Raw genomic sequence first — 18,756 nt, 5'->3', positions numbered from 1 at the left:
TGATTTTAGATTTTAATTCAACACATCTATAATAATCCTTACACCTTAACCCTCTACCCCTTTTTATAAGGATAATAGATAAAATTAGCGCCTTCGGGTACCACTACAAATACGCACATAAAATCTTCAGGCTTTTTGTAAACCTTTAAAAAAGCTTCCTTTTTATCTTTCTTAATGATCCCTTTTTCTACGAATTCTTCCAAAGTAGAGGCTTGTATTGTCCAATCTGTATTCAACTCTTCTTTATTTAGAATTAACTCTCCAATATTAACCTCATGTTGATGTGCAATAAAAATTGGATGCGCAGAAATTCCCTCCACCATAATTTCTATTGAAACTTCTTTAATGGCATCAGCATAAAATTCAAGGTCCTTTTCTAAACTTACCAGAGGACTCTCCTGCTTTTTCTGCGGTTGTCCACTATCTTCTGGTGTTGCACTTAATAATTCTTCTCTATCCATTTTTAATGTTGAATTTTGAATGTTTGATTGAATGAATTTTAACAAGCAATCTTCACATTCAGTCATTTATCATACACCAATTCTATCCTTTTAATTTCAACAGAACTACATTTTCTACGTGTTGCGTATGTGGAAACATATCAACGGGCTTGATTCGGGCAACGTCATATTTAGCGCTTAACAGCTCCAAATCTCGGGCCTGGGTTGCTGCATTGCAACTTACATATACAATTTTTTCCGATTCCATCTCCAGCAAGCGCTGCACCACATCTGCATGCATCCCTGCCCTTGGCGGATCGGTAATCACTACATCAGGTTTACCATGAGTCAAGATAAATTCTGAAGTTAAAATGTCTTTCATATCGCCAGCGTAAAAAATGCTATTATCAATTCCATTCAATTGCGCATTGAATTTAGCATCCTCGATGGCTGTTGGCACATATTCTACCCCAACCACTTGTTTTACATGTTTAGCAATGAAGTTAGCAATGGTTCCGGCTCCGGTATATAAATCGTAAACCAGTTCATCGCCTTTAAACCCTGCAAAATCTCTTGTAATCTTATACAATTCGAAAGCTTGTTCCGAGTTGGTCTGGTAAAAAGATTTCACCCCAATTTTGAAGCGGATAGCTTCCTCTCCTGGCAAACCAGAAGGCATTTCTTCGAAAATATGATCGCGACCAGCAAAAACATTGACGTTCTGATCAAAAATAGTATCATTTTTCTTCTGGTTGATGATATACAGAAGTGAGGTAATTTGAGGAAATTCTGTTTTCAGGAAGTTCATTAAGCCATCAATCTGCTCTTGTTCAGGATAAGCAAATACCACTGCAACCATCACCTCTCCTGTGCTAGAAGTACGAATGATCAGATTTCTTAAAACCCCTTCATGATTACGTAAATCATAAAACGATAATCCTTTTTCTAAAGCAAATTTACGTACGGAATTCCTGATGGAATTTGATGGTTCATCTTGCAGATAACAATGTTGAATATCCAAAATTTTATCAAACCGCAAAGGAACGTGAAAACCCAGTGCATTCATATCAAAATCTTCATCCCGCTCCACATCGGTTCTTTCTAACCAACGTTTATTTGAAAAAGTAAATTCTAACTTATTGCGGTAATATCTATTTTTAACAGAACCTAAAATAGGCTCAGCATTGGAAGTATCTATCTTACCAAGTCGCTGTAAAGCTGCCTCCACATTTTTCTGCTTAAACTTCAATTGCGAATCGTAACCCATGTGTTGCCATTTGCAACCGCCGCAAGTTCCGAAATGAGGACAAAAAGGATCGGTGCGCAATGCTGATTTCTCATGCAATTGATCAATAACTGCTTCAGCAAAATTCTTTTTCTTTTTAGTTAAACGAACGTCGACCACATCGCCTGGAACGGCTTTATCAACAAATATAACCAACTCATCGGCTTTGCCTACACCTTTTCCTTCTTCAGCAATATCAATTATATGTACGTTTGGAACTATTGTTACCGTACCTGGTTTTCTTCTACTCATTATTTTGCAAAGATAGAAAAAAGAGGCTAAAGGTTGAAGATAGAAAGGTCAAAGCCAGAAAAACCTAGACACAGGGGTGCAACATTCCACTTGAACAGGAACTGTTACTTTAGAAAATTTGATTTGAAAAAATTATTTCCCAAAAATTTTAAATGCGGTTTCCCAGAAACCTTCAAGCCAATTAAATTTTAGGTCGAACTTTTCATCTACCAATACAGAAAACTCTAATATTTCTTTGCTCATGATAAAAAACCTATCTATTTACACAATAATACAAAATTCATACCGAAAACCATAACGGTATTAGTTAACTTTATGTTAATTTTACATCAGTTGGTTAAAAGTTTATTTGTGCTTCAGATTTTATTCATGTGGCAGGCCTTTAGCTGCAAAGCGGAGAACAATTTAGTCACAACTGAATATTCTTAGTATATTTCACCTTTTAATTCGAAATGAAAATAAGGATACTTTTCGCTCTTCTTCTTGCGGGATTGGCAGGATTTGCTCAAAATACTACTGACGGCTATTTCATATTAACCAGAAATGGTTTCAAAGAAAAAAACGCTTACGAAACTACAGCTTTTATTGATAAATATTTTCGCGTTCCTGGAAATAGCGGCTTCAATGCAAGTATTTATTATGTAGAGAACATTCTTAAAAAAGCGGGATTTGTTGCAGAAACACAAAACGAATTAGAGGCACCCCTGACCTACCGAATTGAAAAGCGACCGCTCAAAAACAATACCTGGGAACCTATAGATGCGAGTGTAGAAATTGTTGGAGAACAGCAGCCGTTAATTTCTTTTAAAACCAACCGGAACATGATTCCTATAAACTGCAAATCTACATCTCTTGGTGGCGTTACGGCAGATGTGATATTGGTAAATAATTTAAAACCGGCTGAGTTAGAAAAGCTGGATCTTCAAGGGAAAATTATTTTTTCTGAGAATCATCCAGGGCGATTATTGGCTATTGCAACAAAAGCAGGCGCAATTGGTGTTCTTGGCTATTCCATGCCGAAATATACGCAACCAGAAGTACATCAAACCTCCATACAATTTGGGAGTATGAAGGCCGATAGTGAAGTTTGGACTTTACTTTTATCTTATGCTGCCAAAGAGAAACTTAAGGCGGCTTGTTTAAAAGGTTCGACAAAGTTGAAAGTTAATATTCAAACCAAAATCTATCCTTCGGAAGAATTAACAATTGTAGCAAATGTAAGAGGCGCAGTGAAAGCTAATGAACGATTCGTTTTCAGTGCGCATGTGCAAGAACCTGGTGCTAACGACAATGCGAGTGGCGTAGGCACATTAGCCGAAATGGCCAGACTAACAGCCGAACTTTATCAAACGAAAAAACTTATACCACAACGAACCCTAACTTTTTTATGGGGCGATGAAATTGTATCGACAAAGCGATACATTGTTGAAGATACCACCCGGGCAAAAGGCATTATGTGGGGAATGAGTTTAGATATGGTTGGCGAGGATACCAAAAAAACAGGCGGATCATTCTTGATCGAAAAAATGCCTGACCCATCAGCCATTTGGACGAGAGGAGTAGATAAACATACTGAATGGGGCGCTGGCGAAGTTTCGGAGAAGAACCTGTTTCCACATTATTTCAACGATTTTATTTTTGATATCTGCAAAGCTCAAGGAAAATTTGCCAACTGGACGGTAAATTACAATCCTTTTGAAGGAGGAAGTGATCACACCCCATTTCTTCAAAACAAAATTCCAGGATTGCTGATGTGGCACTTCACCGATGTATTTTACCATACAGATAATGACCGATTAGACAAAGTTTCTCCAACGGAAATGAAAAACGTAGGCATTAGCGGATTAACCGCAGCTTACACCCTAATTTCTGCAGATGAAAATACCGCTCTAACCACCGTTAAACAAGTTAAATCTGATGCATTGATTCGTTTAAAAACGGAATTCGAACTCAGTAAAAAAGCAATAACTGAAGGAAAATCGGCAGCCGATGAAAAACACATTTTAGAAGTATGGAGCAAATGGTACGTTGACGCCTTGGCCACTATTAATAAAATGCCAGTTAAAGCTGAAACCACCCGTGTAGGTTCGACAATAAAGTTTGCAACGAATGAAATTGAGAACCAAACAAAAGTTTATCTCGAAGAGTTGAAGTAAGATGCCTGAGCAAAAAGCCATTGTTATTGGAGCAGGAATTGCAGGAATAGCTTCTGCAATTAGATATGCTGTAAAAGGTTTTGATGTAGAGGTTTTCGAAGCCAATGCTTATGCTGGTGGAAAACTCGCTGAAATCAATTTTCAAGGTTTTAGGTTTGATGCCGGTCCGAGTTTGTTTACCATGCCACAATATGTGGATGAACTTTTCCAGCTGGCCGGGAAAAACCCGAAAGATTATTTTGAATACGAACGCCTGGATGAAGTTTGCAGATATTTTTATGAAGATGGTTTACGGCTAACTGCGCATACTGACGCAAATAAATTCGCCGCGGAAATTGAAGCGAAAACAAAATCTGATGCCAAAGAAATCCATCAGTTTCTTAGAAAAAGTAAAACCATTTATGAAGTCACGAATAAAGTATTTTTACAAAGATCACTTCATAAGATCAAAAGTTATTTGCACTGGGATACGCTTAAATCGGTTTTTCGTTTCGGACAAATCGATGCTTTTAGAACCCAGGCAAAGGCAAACCAAAGCTTTTTTAAAGATGAGCGAATTGTACAGCTTTTTAACAGATACGCTACTTACAACGGTTCAAACCCGTATCGGGCACCTGCGACTTTAAATGTGATACCGCATTTCGAATATCATTTCGGCGCTTTTATTCCAAAAAAAGGAATGTACAGCATTACGACTTCATTGGTAAAGCTAGCAGAAGATCTGGGTGTTAAATTTCATTTTAACTCCAAAGTAAGCGAAGTTGTTTATACCAAAAAGAATGGAACGTTAGTGGTTGAAGGCATCATTTGCAACGAACAAAAAAGTGCTGCGAGAGTGGTTATTTCTAACCTCGACGTTTGGTTTACCTATCGGAACTTACTAAAGAATTTTCCAGCGCCGGAAAAATTATTAATTCAGGAACGGAGCAGTTCTGCCTTAATTTTTTACTTGGGAGTTAAAGGGAGTTACCCAGAACTGGATTTGCACAATATCCTTTTCGCGGGAGACTACAAAGCTGAGTTTGATACCATTTGGAAAGACAAGACCATTTACGCTGACCCAACAATTTACATCAATATCACTTCAAAATACATTAAAACGGATGCTCCTGATGGCTGTGAAAATTGGTTTGTGATGATTAATGTTCCTGCAAACGTTGGCCAAAACTGGGAGGAGTTGATCGCTACTGCCAGGCGAAATATCACCGATAAAATAAAGAGGATTTTAAAAGTTGATATTGGTGAGCTCATCGTAGCTGAGCAAATCCTGGACCCAAGAAGCATAGAATCCAAAACCGGATCTTATCAGGGATCTTTATATGGAAATAGCTCAAATAACCAGTTTGCTGCATTTCTGCGGCATGCAAATTTTAGTTCTACAATAAAGGGGCTTTATTTTTGCGGCGGTAGTGTTCACCCAGGAGGTGGAATTCCGTTGGCACTACTTTCGGCTAAAATAATAGATCAGGATTTAACGAATTAGCTAATTAATAAATAAGCCAATTAGCTAATTTTATTTTTTATTGTTTCTTCCAATTGCTCAGCATCCAGATCAAAAGCATCGACAATTATTCTAGCCTTCATGTAAAAAGGGTTGCGCTCTTCTAATTTTACTTCAATAAAAGCTAAAAGCTCTTCATCGTTCAAATCTTTAATCAATGGTCGTTTTTGGCGGTTATGTAGTCGTGAAACCAGAGCTGCAGGTTCCATTTGGAGGTAAACCGTTGTTCCGTTGGCATTCATCCAATCCATATTATCGAAAAAGCAAGGCAAGCCGCCACCTGTTGCAACCACACAAGTCTTAGGATAATCAAAAGTTTTAAGCATCTCACTTTCAAAATTCCTAAACCCACTTTCGCCAAATTCTATAAAATATTCGGCGATCGTTTTGCCTGATTTGCTTACAATTTCAGCATCCAGATCAACAACAGGACATTCTAACCGATGCGCCAACTGTTTTGCTTTGGTACTTTTACCGCAACCCATATATCCAATGAGGAAAATTAATCCCTCAGCCCTTAAATGGGAATTTGAATTGCTAAGCACTAAATCCCCTAAAGGGGACTTCTCCTTTTTATCGTACCCTGAATTTTCATCAGCCATATATAATGTTTAATTTTTTATTTCTTTTTTATGTTGTCGCTATTTCCATCTCGCCTGCGGTCCCCCTTCGGGGGGTTGGGCGCTAAGCCAATTTTACTCTTGGATCAACGTAAGCATAAAGTATATCTACCAGAATATTGATTACCACAAACACAAAAGCGATAAATAAGATAGAGCCCATGACTACTGGAAAATCTGACATTTCTAACGCAGTTACAGTAGTTCTGCCTAAACCATTATAGCCAAAAATATATTCTACAAAGAAAGAACCGGCAAGCAATGAAGCAAACCAACCCGAAATCGCGGTAATTACCGGATTCATAGCATTCTTTAAAGCATGTTTGTAAATGATTGCGTTTTTACTTAGTCCTTTGGCTCTTGCTGTTCTGATATAATCCTGTGCTAAAACATCAAGCATAGCGCTTCTGGTAAGCTGTACAATGATGGCAAGTGGCCTCAAACCCAGCGTAATCATTGGTAACCAAAGATTTCTTAGTGTTAAAATTTCTCCACTAAAAGGATCGTAAGAATACAGGCTTCCGCTCATTTTCAAACCCGTATAGTCGCTTAATACGAAACCAAAAAGCCAGGCTATGATGATTCCGGCAAAGAAAGAGGGTGCCGAAATACCCAGAATGGCGAAAGCATTGGCAGCTTTATCAATCCATGAATCTTTGTAAACGGCAGACAATACGCCTAAAAACACACCAATAATGGTCGCAAAAATCATTGCGGTAAGCGCTAATACAAAGGTATTTGGAACGGTTTCTGATAAAATTGCCGTTACATCGCGTTTAGTCTGGTAAGAGCTTCGCAGATAAGGCCACTTTAATACCATTGCTTTTTGATCGAATCCGATTAATTTGGCGTAATGATATTTGGCTTGAGTTACACTATCATTGTCCAAAATGCTTATCGGTGAAAGATCATTTACATAAAGTACAAATTGCATGGGTTTTGAACGATCTAAACCAAATTCCTTTCTCACTGCTTCCAGCGATTGAACATCAGCTCGCTGACCCATCGTCATCCGGGCCGGATCGCCCGGCAAAATATTAAAGAGTACAAAAACAACCAATACTACGCCCGCCATTACCAGCAAGCCATACATCAGTTTTTTTATAGCATATGCAATCATTATCTATCGAAATATTTTCGGCTCAGTTGATCAAAGGTAGGCACATTGTGATAGTGCCATTTGTTAATCACTACGCCATTTTTGAGTAACAGAATTCCTGGGTTTGCCCGCACCATGCTTTTCAATGGAACAGCATCAGCGTAAAAAACCTCTGAGAAAAGGTTATTCTTTTTAATAAACGCTTCTGCATCCTGAGCTGAATTTGCCGTTAATAAAACCGTGCGAATATTAAACTGTTGCGTCGCATTTATTGCCAGTGCATTGAGCTTTCCAACTGCAGCCTGGTTGGCATTTTTTAAATCATAAGCAACGAAAATCAAAGTATAGTATGGATTTTCAATGAGCTCTTTTGTATAATCGGTGCCGGAAGCATCAGTAATTTTTAAATCTTTTATCTTCGGCTCATAGCCTTTTTTAACCAGGCGCTGCACCGGCTCACCAACGATTTCCCAATTATTATCTTTCCAAATTTCGGTTTTTAGATAGGCTTTATCGCTCATATCCTTCTCTTCTTTGGTTTTCTTATTTACCAGATGATACATAATTTCATACTCATCTGGTTTTTCGCCTGGCGGAATAATCATTTGAGACGGGATGTGCACTCCCACTTTATACGGCAAAAAATCTATTATCGGTAAAACGTTATAAGTGAAAATTCCAAAACCTAAAGCCACGAGCATGATGAGGATCGCAATATTTCGCTGAATAGCTGGCTTGGTAAAAACTGGTTTAATTTGGTGTTTATTGAAGAAAATAACCAATATCAAAGCGAGCAAAATTAAATCTTTACTGAACGACTGCCACGGTGTAAGCGGTATGGCATCGCCAAAGCAACCGCAACTGGTAACCACCTTAAATGCAGCTGATACGAAAGTAAGTAAGGTAAAAAAAATGATAAGGACAAGTAAACCCCAGGCCACTTTTCTGCTCCAGAAACCTAAAAGAAGCAGTGCGCCAAGTATAATCTCAAGTGTGCAGAGCAAAATCGCAATCCCTGTTGCTGCACCACTCAAAAAATTTAGATGGAAAACTTCAAAATACTCCTGCAACTTATAGCCGAAACCCAATGGATCGTTAGCCTTTATTAGACCTGAAAATATAAAGAGAACACCAACGAAAATTCTTGAAATATTTAAGATTATATTCTTCATCTACTTTACGCCTAGTTTAATTAATGCAAACACGGAGTAGTTTAGCATATCCTGATAGTTTGCTTTTACACCTTCTGAAGCAAGTGTTTGGCCTTCGTTGTCTTCAATTTGCTTTACGCGAAAAACCTTCATCAATATTAAATCAGTTAAAGAACTGATCCGCATGTCTCTCCAGGCTTCGCCATAATCATGGTTTTTTGCAAACATCAGGTTTTTGGTTTCCTCAATCTTTGCATCGAATTGGAGTTCAACCTCGCCGTAAGGCATTTCATTTGGGTCAGTTTCCGATAACTCCATTTGCATCATCGCAATAACGCAATAATTTACAATTCCAATATATTCAGAGATGATGCCTTCGCCTACCAGACTAACTTTTTTCTCCTCTAAAGTGCGGATGCGTTGTGCTTTGATAAAAATCTGATCAGTGATTGAACTTAACCTTAAAATACGCCAGGCCGTTCCATAATCCTTTGTTTTTTTTAGAAATAAAGATCTGCAAACCGCGATCACTTCATCAAATTCTTCAGCAGTATTTGTTTGTATCAAAATCAATAAATTATTAGTTTTAGTGTATTTTTGTCTAGATTGAACAAAAGCTAAAGATACATTTTTATAGCGAAACCCAAATCCCGAAAGGGTTTATTATGTCAGAAAAAAACTTTTTAGAAGCCCAGCAAAGTATAAACGCTAAGGGACGAATAATTGATTTAAGTGAGCCTAAAGTGATGGGGATACTAAACATTACCCCAGATTCTTTTTTCGGTGAAAGCAGAACCAAATCAATTCATGAAGCGCTTTCCAAAGCAGAAAAATTTTTGAAAGAAGGCGCTACGTTTATTGATATTGGCGGATATTCATCGAGACCCGGAGCTGCTGATGTATCAATTGAAGAAGAGTTATATCGCACTGTTTCAGTAGTTGAGGCCATTTCAACCATGCTTCCGGAAGCAGTTATTTCTATCGATACTTTTAGAGCCAAAGTGGCCGAAGAAACTGTTTATGCTGGGGCACACATTGTCAATGATATTTCTGCTGGCGATCTGGACGAGGGAATGTTCGAAATGGTAGCCACGCTAAAAGTTCCATACATGATGATGCATATGCAGGGCACACCACAAACCATGCATCAAAACCCTCATTACGAAAATGTAACCTTAGAAGTCGTAGATTATCTGGCTAAGAAAGTGGCCCAACTTCGAGCACTTAAGATACACGACGTAATTATTGACCCAGGTTTTGGTTTTGGAAAAACACTCGAACACAATTATCAATTGCTTAAGGAAATGGAAGCTTTCAAACTATTTAAACTCCCGGTTTTAGTTGGTTTCTCAAGGAAGGGTATGATTCATAAAGTATTGGGGACAACTGCAGCGGATGCATTAAACGGCACCACGGTTTTAAATACCATTGCTTTGCAAAAAGGAGCTAAAATATTAAGGGTTCATGATGTAAAGGAAGCTGTTGAATGTGTGAAATTGGTCGAAAGGCTTCAGGGTTAATCTCACATATCATACTGAAAATTGTAAACTGATAACTGTTTTAGTATCTTGTGACTGATGAAAGGTTTTGATTTTGATTTTCTTAAGGTATCGCCAACAGATGTAGTAGACATTGTACTTGTTGCAATATTGATTTACTACGTTTACACACTGATACGCAATACGTTGGCGGTAAACTTATTGGTCGGCATGTTTATTATCACAGTTTTTTACTGGATAGTAAAGGCCCTTCACATGGAATTACTCACTACCATCATAGAGAAATTTATGAGCGTTGGGATCATTGCGCTGATTGTTATTTTTCACCCTGAAATCAGACGTTTTCTTTTGCTTATCGGCAAAAATGCATTTCTGCAAAAAAATAAAGCTTGGTGGGGTTACTTATTTGGCCGCAAGGAAATTGAGCGGAATAATTTAACCCGGATAAAACCCATTATCGATGCCTGTAAAACAATGAAAAAAACTCGTACAGGGGCGTTGATTGTGTTTGTAAAATTTTACGACGAACAATTTTTTGCCAATAGCTGTGAGGTTGTTGATGCGAAAATTTCGAAAAGGCTCCTGGAAAGTATTTTCCAAAAAAACAGTCCGTTGCATGATGGCGCTGTTGTGATTTCGGAAAATAAAATTAAAAGTGCCAGTTGTATTTTGCCTTTAACAGATAACGACCAACTGCCTTCTCAATTTGGGTTAAGACACCGGGCTGGTATTGGTGTGTCTGAAACTACTGACGCAGTAGCGGTAATTATTTCAGAGGAGACAGGAGAAATTTCTTATGCCAAACAAGGACGAGTGAGAATGAATGTTTCTTTCGGAGAGCTGGAGAAATTGCTTAATAAAGATTTTTAAGAGAAAAGAACAAAAATTAAAGAGCAAGGAACAAAGAACAAAGATCCAAAAGCTAAAAAAGCTGGTAAAATAAAAGAGCAAGGATTTATAGACATTGAATCTTTAATCCTTACTCTTTTATCCTTGTTCCTAACTAGCAATATCGTTCAAAAGCGCCAATCAGGTTATCTGCAATCATTTGTGCAGGGCGACCTTCAATTTGATGACGCTCGATCATATGAACCAATTTACCATCTTTAAATAAGGCCATTGCAGGAGATGACGGAGGAAAAGGCATCATGTAATTTCTAGCCTGATCTACAGCTTCTTTTTCCATTCCGGCAAAAACTGTTACCAATTTATCTGGATGTTTTTCGTGAGCTGCTGCTGCTCTTGCTGCAGGCCGGGCATTAGCCGCGGCACAACCGCAAACCGAATTCACTACAACCAACACAGTGCCCTCGCCTTTAATGGCTTGGTCAACATCTTCTGCGTTTTTTAACTCTTGAAAACCTACGTTAGTTAATTCCTTACGCATTGGTTCTACTAAATATTCTGGATACATTATCGTTAGTTTTTATTTACAATTTGAATGGTACAAAAATAAGAAAATCGGATGGTATGCACCATCCAATTTATATTTTTAAGGTAAAATTAGCACCTAGTTAAATCCTTTGAAAAATCTATCGTAAGCCTCTGGGTGGGTAATGGCACCAGCTATAATTAACACGAAGAAGATAATAAAAAGTAAACTCAATATCGTCGCAATCATCCCGCAGATTTTACCTGCTTTAGCATTTTTAAATGATGATTCAGTATACATGGTTGGGTTTAAATGATATTTTTTTACATCGCTACCACCAAGTGCCCAGGCAATGATACCAAATATTAGACCGAAAATGCCATAGAAACAACATGCCGGAAGCGCCAAAATCCCTAAAACTAAAGCTACCGTAGCATTTGGAAGATTTTGCTGACCGCCCATTCCACCAAATTGACCAAATGGAGGTGGTTGCTGAAAAGGTGGTGGAGTTATTGGTCCAAAACCAGAAGGAGGAGTGTTAGGTTGTTCTGGTTTATTTAAATCAATTGGATTATTTTGTGGCCGATTTTGCTGTTCGTCTGACATAGTTAAGCGATAAGTTGATGGGTATATATTTTGTAAATGTAGTTGATAAACACAATTGCTGCAATACCTAAAAATGCGAATTTTATTACAGAAGCCCCCAATTTAAAATCGAATTTTAAATGAAATGCGGTAAAAATGATGATGAAAATTAAAGGAATGGTGGCCGGATAATACTTAAATGAAGCAAGGAAATCGCCTTCCAGAAGTGAAACTATAGACCGCTGCAAACCACAACCCGGGCAATCATAACCGAAATAGCTTTTGAAAGGGCAAGCTAAAAGATGGTGGCTTAGCCAATCGATAAAACTAAGTTGTTGAAGGATCATCTAATTTGCCGATAACTTTCAGTTGAGCATCTTTCCATATTTTGTACTTTTCCAGGTCTTTTAAAACTTGTTTATATACTAAATTAAGTACAAAAATATCGTCCATAAAACCTAAAAGTGGAACAAAATCCGGAACGATATCCAAAGGAGAAAGAAAATATATAATTCCTCCCAAAATAGCAACGATAGATCTTTTTGGGATTTCGGTATAGTCGCCGTTTACATAATCTTTTGCCACGCCAAATAGCAAAACCATTTTAGTCCAAACCCCATCAAGATCGCTTTTATTATTTATGGCTTTGCCCAAAGCATCTTTAATTGTGCCACTTGCTTTAGATTTGTCGTTCAAAATCAACGTTGCTCTGTTTTCAGATTTCTTAAAAAAATCTAAAACTCTCTTCCTGTTAAATCTCATAAATAATGCTTTACAAATTAACGTCCAAAAAAGTTAAACCATATGCTATTTAAATAAATAGTCAGCTTCAATTATTTTTGATCAAACAAAAAAAGCAATTTTTTATCGAAGGAAATCGGCACCAGCTTATCATTTGCAGTGTCTTCCTCAAATAACTGCCTTTTTACAGGATCAAAGATGAATCTGGCAATGATGGGCATCCGGTCACGATAGCTTTCGTGTAAGTTAAAATCATAGGTTTTGGAATAGCTTTGGGAAGGATCTGTTTTAGGATTTGGGCTAGATTCTAACATTACACCATAAGATGTTCCTCCATTTTTCTTTATCCTTTCGAACAAGCCTTTAGTAAGTTGTTTACATCTGGGCGAGGTTTCTACAATTTTATAAGCGACTTTTGCTTTCTTACTCTCACTAATCTGGGCAAATGTTTTTAAACCTAAAGAGGCCAGAAAAAACAAACTCAATATCAGTTGTTTAGCACTCATCATATTTTAAGCTGCTGATGCGTTCATCATCTCAAGAATATCATCAATATATTTTCGCTCATTGGCCAAACGCGGAACCTTATGCTGGCCGCCCAATTTATCCCGGCTTTTTAACCAATTGTAAAAGGTGTTGGCTGGTGCGTTATGCACTGTAGGCCTACACAAAGCCATATCTTTAAATCGTTTGGCATCATAATCAGAATTTACCTCACGCAAAGTACTATCCATTACATCGATAAACTTTTCAAAGTCGCTTGGTTGTTTGTCAAACTCGATAATCCATTCATGTCCTCCGGCTTTCTCACCTTCAAAATAAATCGGACCGGCAGTGTAATCCTTAATTTCGGCACCAGTGGCAAGGCAAGCCTTTGTTAAGGCCTGTTCAGCATTATCTATAATTACTTCTTCGCCAAAAGCATTTATAAAATGTTTCGTACGACCAGTAATTTTTATCCGATAAGGAGAAAGTGAGGTGAACTGAATAGTGTCGCCAATCATATAGCGCCATAAACCACCATTCGTTGAGATTATAATCGCGTAATTTTTATGCAATTCAACTTCACCCAATAAAAGTGCTTTTGGATTATCTTCTCCAATGTTTTCCAGCGGAACAAACTCATAGAAAATACCATAATCAAGCATTAATAGCATTTCATCAGAATCATCCTGATCCTGGATTCCAAAAAATCCTTCAGAAGCATTGTAGGTTTCCAGGTAGTACATTTCGTTGGATGGAATGAGCTGTTTAAACTGCTCACGATATGGGGCAAAATTTACGGCGCCGTGGATATAAACTTCCAGATTTGGCCATACTTCCAATAAATTATTTTTGCCGGTAAGTTCTAAAACCTTCTTTGCCAAAACAATGGTCCAGGTTGGTACGCCTGAAATACTGGTTACATTTTCATGAATAGTAGCCTCTGCCATCCTATCCATTTTTACTTCATAGTTATCCATCAATGCGATAGACATATCGGGAGTGCGGTAAAACTCAGCCCAGATGGGCAGGTTTTTAATCAATACTGCTGATAAATCGCCATAAAAACAGTCTTCATTGAGTTGATTCACCTGATGGCTACCACCAAGCACTAAACCTTTTCCGGTAAACATTTGATTGTCTGGGCGATTATTGCAGTAGATGGAAAGCATGTCTTTACCACCTTTGAAGTGGCACTCTTCCAAACTTTCTGCCGAAACCGGAATGAATTTACTTCTATCGCTTGTAGTTCCTGATGACTTGGCAAACCATTTGATATCTGATGGCCACAAAATATTTTGTTCGCCAGCCAGCATTCTTTCAATAAATGGCTTTAATGTATCATAGTTTTGAATGGGAACCCGTTCCTGGTATTGTTGCGGGGTTAAAATAGATTTGTAATCATATAACTTACCCCATTCTGTATTTTCTGCACTATCAATTAAAGTATGAAACCACTCTTGTTGAACATCGTGTGGATATTTCATAAAAAGCTCGATCTGATGGATCCGCTTTTTCATTAACCAGGTAAAAATTGAATTTACGATTGCCATGCTTTATTTTTTTCCACAGATAAACACAGATCTGGCAATGAACCAGATTTATCATCAATTCTCAAAATACTCCTATTTACGTTCATTTTTTTTTCAATGGGATTTCAAATATTAAAAATGTGTCTATCCTATATCTCTGCAGTTAATATTTAAACATCAAATTTCTTGCGTTTCAATACGAAGTTAGATCCTAAATATACTTTCCTTACCATTTCGTTTTCTGCCAAAACCTCCGGAACACCTTGCTCTAAAATTTTTCCTTCGAAAAGCAAATAAGCCCTATCAGTAATGGAAAGCGTTTCCTGTACATTATGGTCGGTTATTAGTATACCAATATTTTTATGTTTTAGTTTTGCAACAATGCTTTGAATTTCTTCCACAGCAATTGGATCTACCCCGGCAAATGGTTCATCTAAGAGAATAAAGTTCGGGTTTGCCGCTAAAGCACGGGCAATTTCGGTTCTTCTACGCTCTCCGCCTGATAATAAATCGCCTCGGTTTTTCCGAACCTTGTGTAAGCTAAACTCATTGATCAATTCTTCAAGCTTGTCTCTCTGTTCTTCTTTGGTCAGGTTACTCATTTCTAGAATGGCAAGAATATTATCCTCAACGGTTAGCTTTCTAAAAACAGAAGCTTCCTGGGCCAAATAGCCGATACCTTTCTGTGCCCTGCGGTACATGGCATCTTCCGTAATATCTTCATCCTCCAAGAAAATGCGACCTTCATTTGGCTTAATCAAACCTACAATCATGTAAAAAGAAGTCGTTTTACCGGCGCCATTCGGGCCAAGCAAACCCACAATTTCCCCTTGACTCACATTAAATGAAACATCGTTTACAACAGTGCGTTGCTTATATTTTTTTACCAGATTTTCGGCTCTTAATATCATTCTTTATCAATTTTTAGATAAAAGAACAAAGATCAATGAATAAAGATTGGGCTGTTCATTCCTCAGTCTTAAGTCTTGTCTTTTCTCTTTGATCTTTACTTTTTATTCTTTACGCTTTGCTCCTTTGTCCTTGCTCTTTTATCCTTGTTCTTTCATCCCTGCTCCTTTATCTTTATCCCTTTAATATTGAGCTGCAATCGCTTTTTATCTCGCCACACATTTTCTTCAATAGTATAACAAACAGAAAATGGCACTTTTGGTTGTAAGAGATTTTGAAATTCAGCCAGACCAAAACCAATGCCTTCAAAAATAAGTGAATTTTGTTGCTTTATATTTATTTTAAGGTGGTTTGCACCTACTGCCATTGCGGCCCGATCTAAGTATACGTTATGTGTAATAAAAATCGGAGCCATGTTTTCAGGTCCGAATGGACCCATTTGCGCCAATACGCGATAAAATTTACCATCAATTTGAGCAAGATCTATTTCTGCATCAATTTTTATCATCGGTGTTAACAATTCATCAGTGATACTTGAAGAAACAATTTCCTCAAATTTATCGGCAAAAGCATTAACGTTTTGCTCCTGCATGGTTAAACCAGCCGCAAATTTATGACCGCCATATTGGTCGAGTAAATCAGCGCAGCCACTTAACGCTTCATACAAATCGAAGCCTACAACTGATCGGCAAGAACCTGCCACATGACCGTTTGATTTAGTCAAAACGATTGTTGGGCGGTAATATTTTTCTGTTAACCGCGAAGCTACAATGCCAATAACACCCTTGTGCCAATTTTCGTTAAATACAACAGTGGTTTTTCGGTGAATAAGCACTTCGCTTTCCCCTATTAAAGCCAATGCTTCCCGGGTAATATCCTGATCGTATGTTTTGCGCTCTGTATTTTTCAGGTTAATTAGTTCACTCTGCTCTGAAGAATTTCCATCTACCTGGCAAAGCAACATCGCTACGGCATGTTTTGCATGGTCTATACGGCCTGCGGCATTTATCCGCGGACCCAAAGTAAAAACCACATCCGTGATGGTGTAATTTTCAGTTTTACCCGAAACCTCCATTAAAGCCCTTAAGCCCTCACATGGATTGGTATTTAATTTTTTTAACCCATAATAAGCTAAAATTCTATTTTCGCCAACTACCGGAACAATATCTGCGGCAATGCTTACCATTACCAAATCGAGATACTGCAGGTAGGTTTCTGTTGGAAGATGATGTTTTTGAGCATAGGCTTGTGCCAGTTTGAAGCCTATTCCGCAGCCTGCCAATTCTTTAAACGGATACTCACAATCCAATCTTTTTGGATCTAAAACCGCTATTGCCTTTGGCAATTCATCACCAGGTAAATGGTGATCACAAATGATAAAATCGATTCCTAAGCCATTTGCATAATCAACCTTATCGATGGATTTTATACCACAATCTAAAGCAATAATCAGAGAAAATCCGTTCTCATTTGCATAATCGATACCCGCGGTAGAAATTCCATATCCTTCCTGGTACCTATCCGGAATATAGTATTCGATGTTTTTTGTAAGTTGAGAAAAAAAACTAAAAGCCAATGCTACCGATGTGGTTCCATCAACATCATAATCACCGTAGATCAGAATTTTTTCGTGAGTTGCTAATGCATTTTCGATTCTTTCTATGGCTTTATCCATATCTTTCATCAAGAATGGATCGTGAAGATGATTTAAATCAGGCCTGAAAAAATACTTTGCCTGGTCAAAATCACAAACATTGCGTTGAACTAAAATTTGTGAAAGCGATTGATCTATATTGAGTTGTTCTGCTAATTTCTTTACCGTGTCATCATTACAATTTGATGTCAGCACCCATCTTTTTTCCATTATATTTGTTTCCGAACAGTAAATATACTTTTTTAATTTAAATCTCTACATTTTGCAAGTTCATACCTTATTCGAAGGCACCTATTCTGTAGATGCCTCAAAAAAATTCATACCGTTTGATTCATCCATTCACAACTATAAAGATCGCCCGGCTTCGTTGTTTATCAACGTCCAACCTTTTCTGGTAGAACTTAAGAATGATTTAGTCCTTTTTGATACTGGTTTAGGTTTCAGTGATGACCATGGCGAACTGATTTTACACAAAAACATCCGGAATGCTGGGTTTGACCCAACAGATGTTACCAAGGTTTTGATGTCGCATTTGCACTACGATCACTCTGGTGGAATGATTCACAAATTAGGCGATCAAACAGAGCTCAGTTTCCCGGATGCAGAATATGTAATCAATCGTGGCGAATGGGAAACGGCATTTAGCAGTACATCAAGCTCTTACCACACCGATATTTTCGAATACCTGCAACGTAATGCACAGCTGAAATTTGTAGAAGGCGATGGAAATCTGGATGAAACCATTGCATTTGAATTTACAGGTGCCCATTGCCCAAACCACCAGGTTTTTCTATTAACTGAGGGGAATCAGAAAGTTTTTTTTGGAGGCGATGTATTGCCAGAACCTGGAGAACTGATTAAAAACTTCATTGCCAAATACGATTTCGATGGCCGCAAAGCAATGGAATTACGAAAGGAATTTGGAAAAAGAGCTGCTGCTGAAAACTGGGAATGTTTATTTTACCACAGCAAAGATCAGGCTACGGGTTTTGTTGATGAAATTGACGGCGGGTTTAGAATAAGATAATTGAATTGTTATCCGTTGGCTGAAGCCAACGGCAATGAAATGCAAGTCGAAAAAACTAGTCACAGGAAAAGCTTAAAGACCAAAGCTGAAAGCTTAAAAGCTAAAGTAAAAGGATTAAAGCCGGCAAAACCGCTTGGCAATAATTCATTGCCGTCAGTTTCAACTGACGGAAAATAAACAAAGCAAGCAAGGCTTTAGCCAAATCCTGCAATTTGAAAATCTTTGTTTCTTGTAGCTCATTAAGTACCTAAACCCGACAGCAGCGAAAATACTTTTGATTAAACCTATAAGGTTTTAAAAAGATTGTAGCGAATGGCGGGAATAAACTTTAATAATTATACCGCAATTGCTTTCCAGAACCAAGATAGAATTCATAAAAAGTCTACTACAGGCGTGCAAGGATTGCTTCGTAACTCGCTATGAGGATACAAAAAAAGGTCCCGATAAGAT

At 37.8% G+C, this 18,756-nt stretch carries 20 protein-coding genes; 5 read left to right on the top strand and 15 right to left on the bottom strand.

What is annotated here, in order from left to right; genetic code table 11:
- Positions 1-53: 53 nt before the first annotated feature.
- The 3 genes from AC3ITD_RS23550 to AC3ITD_RS23540 form a co-directional block, all read right to left on the bottom strand.
- Complete coding sequence (locus AC3ITD_RS23550) at positions 54-461, bottom strand: hypothetical protein (RefSeq protein ID WP_489363014.1); 408 nt, start codon at positions 459-461, stop codon at positions 54-56.
- A gap of 82 nt (positions 462-543) precedes the next feature.
- Positions 544-1,977, bottom strand: coding sequence for a 23S rRNA (uracil(1939)-C(5))-methyltransferase RlmD (gene rlmD, locus AC3ITD_RS23545; RefSeq protein WP_489363013.1), 1,434 nt, complete (start codon positions 1,975-1,977; stop codon positions 544-546).
- 132 nt (positions 1,978-2,109) lie between these two features.
- Entirely contained in the window at positions 2,110-2,220 is a 111-nt protein-coding gene (locus tag AC3ITD_RS23540) for a hypothetical protein (protein ID WP_056851986.1), read from the bottom strand.
- Positions 2,221-2,429: 209 nt separating this feature from the next.
- Between AC3ITD_RS23540 and AC3ITD_RS23535 the strand changes: the two genes are divergently transcribed.
- Both AC3ITD_RS23535 and crtD read left to right on the top strand, forming a co-directional pair.
- On the top strand, positions 2,430-4,133 hold the full coding sequence (locus AC3ITD_RS23535; RefSeq protein WP_489363012.1) for a M28 family peptidase: 1,704 nt from the start codon (positions 2,430-2,432) through the stop codon (positions 4,131-4,133).
- 1 nt (position 4,134) lies between these two features.
- Positions 4,135-5,616, top strand: a complete 1,482-nt coding sequence (gene crtD / locus AC3ITD_RS23530) for a 1-hydroxycarotenoid 3,4-desaturase CrtD (protein ID WP_265799956.1) — start codon at positions 4,135-4,137, stop codon at positions 5,614-5,616.
- Positions 5,617-5,636: 20 nt separating this feature from the next.
- Here the strand turns inward: crtD and AC3ITD_RS23525 are convergent, their stop codons facing one another.
- The 4 genes from AC3ITD_RS23525 to AC3ITD_RS23510 form a co-directional block, all read right to left on the bottom strand.
- Positions 5,637-6,236, bottom strand: coding sequence for a shikimate kinase (locus tag AC3ITD_RS23525; protein WP_489363011.1), 600 nt, complete (start codon positions 6,234-6,236; stop codon positions 5,637-5,639).
- 82 nt (positions 6,237-6,318) lie between these two features.
- Positions 6,319-7,374, bottom strand: a complete 1,056-nt coding sequence (locus tag AC3ITD_RS23520) for an ABC transporter permease (protein ID WP_265799959.1) — start codon at positions 7,372-7,374, stop codon at positions 6,319-6,321.
- A complete protein-coding gene (locus AC3ITD_RS23515; protein ID WP_265799960.1) occupies positions 7,374-8,525 on the bottom strand; it encodes a BT_3928 family protein in 1,152 nt (383 codons plus the stop codon). The genes AC3ITD_RS23520 and AC3ITD_RS23515 overlap by 1 nt, the downstream gene beginning before the upstream one ends.
- The gene (locus AC3ITD_RS23510; RefSeq protein WP_265800071.1) at positions 8,526-9,068 is read right to left on the bottom strand and encodes a DUF1599 domain-containing protein; all 543 of its coding nucleotides are present in this window, start codon (positions 9,066-9,068) and stop codon (positions 8,526-8,528) included.
- A gap of 101 nt (positions 9,069-9,169) precedes the next feature.
- Between AC3ITD_RS23510 and folP the strand changes: the two genes are divergently transcribed.
- Positions 9,170-10,024 (top strand): dihydropteroate synthase, encoded by an 855-nt coding sequence (folP, locus tag AC3ITD_RS23505; protein WP_489363010.1) that lies wholly within the window; start codon positions 9,170-9,172, stop codon positions 10,022-10,024.
- A 57-nt stretch (positions 10,025-10,081) separates the two neighbouring features.
- The gene (gene cdaA / locus AC3ITD_RS23500) at positions 10,082-10,873 is read left to right on the top strand and encodes a diadenylate cyclase CdaA (protein WP_010602775.1); all 792 of its coding nucleotides are present in this window, start codon (positions 10,082-10,084) and stop codon (positions 10,871-10,873) included.
- 133 nt (positions 10,874-11,006) lie between these two features.
- On the opposite strand, the gene AC3ITD_RS23495 is transcribed toward cdaA, so the two are convergent.
- The 8 genes from AC3ITD_RS23495 to recJ form a co-directional block, all read right to left on the bottom strand.
- Positions 11,007-11,417, bottom strand: a complete 411-nt coding sequence (locus tag AC3ITD_RS23495; RefSeq protein WP_489363009.1) for a BrxA/BrxB family bacilliredoxin — start codon at positions 11,415-11,417, stop codon at positions 11,007-11,009.
- A gap of 96 nt (positions 11,418-11,513) precedes the next feature.
- Entirely contained in the window at positions 11,514-11,981 is a 468-nt protein-coding gene (locus AC3ITD_RS23490) for a CCC motif membrane protein (protein ID WP_489363008.1), read from the bottom strand.
- A gap of 2 nt (positions 11,982-11,983) precedes the next feature.
- Complete coding sequence (locus AC3ITD_RS23485; RefSeq protein WP_265799966.1) at positions 11,984-12,307, bottom strand: DUF2752 domain-containing protein; 324 nt, start codon at positions 12,305-12,307, stop codon at positions 11,984-11,986.
- Positions 12,288-12,722 (bottom strand): YkvA family protein, encoded by a 435-nt coding sequence (locus AC3ITD_RS23480; protein ID WP_265799967.1) that lies wholly within the window; start codon positions 12,720-12,722, stop codon positions 12,288-12,290. The genes AC3ITD_RS23485 and AC3ITD_RS23480 overlap by 20 nt, the downstream gene beginning before the upstream one ends.
- A 71-nt stretch (positions 12,723-12,793) precedes the next feature.
- Positions 12,794-13,210, bottom strand: a complete 417-nt coding sequence (locus tag AC3ITD_RS23475) for a hypothetical protein (RefSeq protein WP_489363007.1) — start codon at positions 13,208-13,210, stop codon at positions 12,794-12,796.
- A 3-nt stretch (positions 13,211-13,213) separates the two neighbouring features.
- Positions 13,214-14,737: a GH3 auxin-responsive promoter family protein gene (locus AC3ITD_RS23470; protein ID WP_489363006.1), complete on the bottom strand. Its 1,524-nt coding sequence runs from the start codon at positions 14,735-14,737 to the stop codon at positions 13,214-13,216.
- A gap of 149 nt (positions 14,738-14,886) precedes the next feature.
- Positions 14,887-15,627, bottom strand: coding sequence for an LPS export ABC transporter ATP-binding protein (gene lptB / locus AC3ITD_RS23465; protein ID WP_056851974.1), 741 nt, complete (start codon positions 15,625-15,627; stop codon positions 14,887-14,889).
- 152 nt (positions 15,628-15,779) lie between these two features.
- On the bottom strand, positions 15,780-17,489 hold the full coding sequence (gene recJ / locus AC3ITD_RS23460; RefSeq protein ID WP_489363005.1) for a single-stranded-DNA-specific exonuclease RecJ: 1,710 nt from the start codon (positions 17,487-17,489) through the stop codon (positions 15,780-15,782).
- Between the two features lie 52 nt (positions 17,490-17,541).
- On the opposite strand from recJ, the gene AC3ITD_RS23455 reads away from it, so the two are divergent.
- On the top strand, positions 17,542-18,306 hold the full coding sequence (locus AC3ITD_RS23455) for an MBL fold metallo-hydrolase (RefSeq protein ID WP_265799972.1): 765 nt from the start codon (positions 17,542-17,544) through the stop codon (positions 18,304-18,306).
- The last annotated feature ends 450 nt before the right edge of the window (positions 18,307-18,756 follow it).

The organism is Pedobacter sp. KH_004, from assembly GCF_057840755.1.
This window is presented reverse-complemented; position numbering and strand designations above follow the sequence as displayed.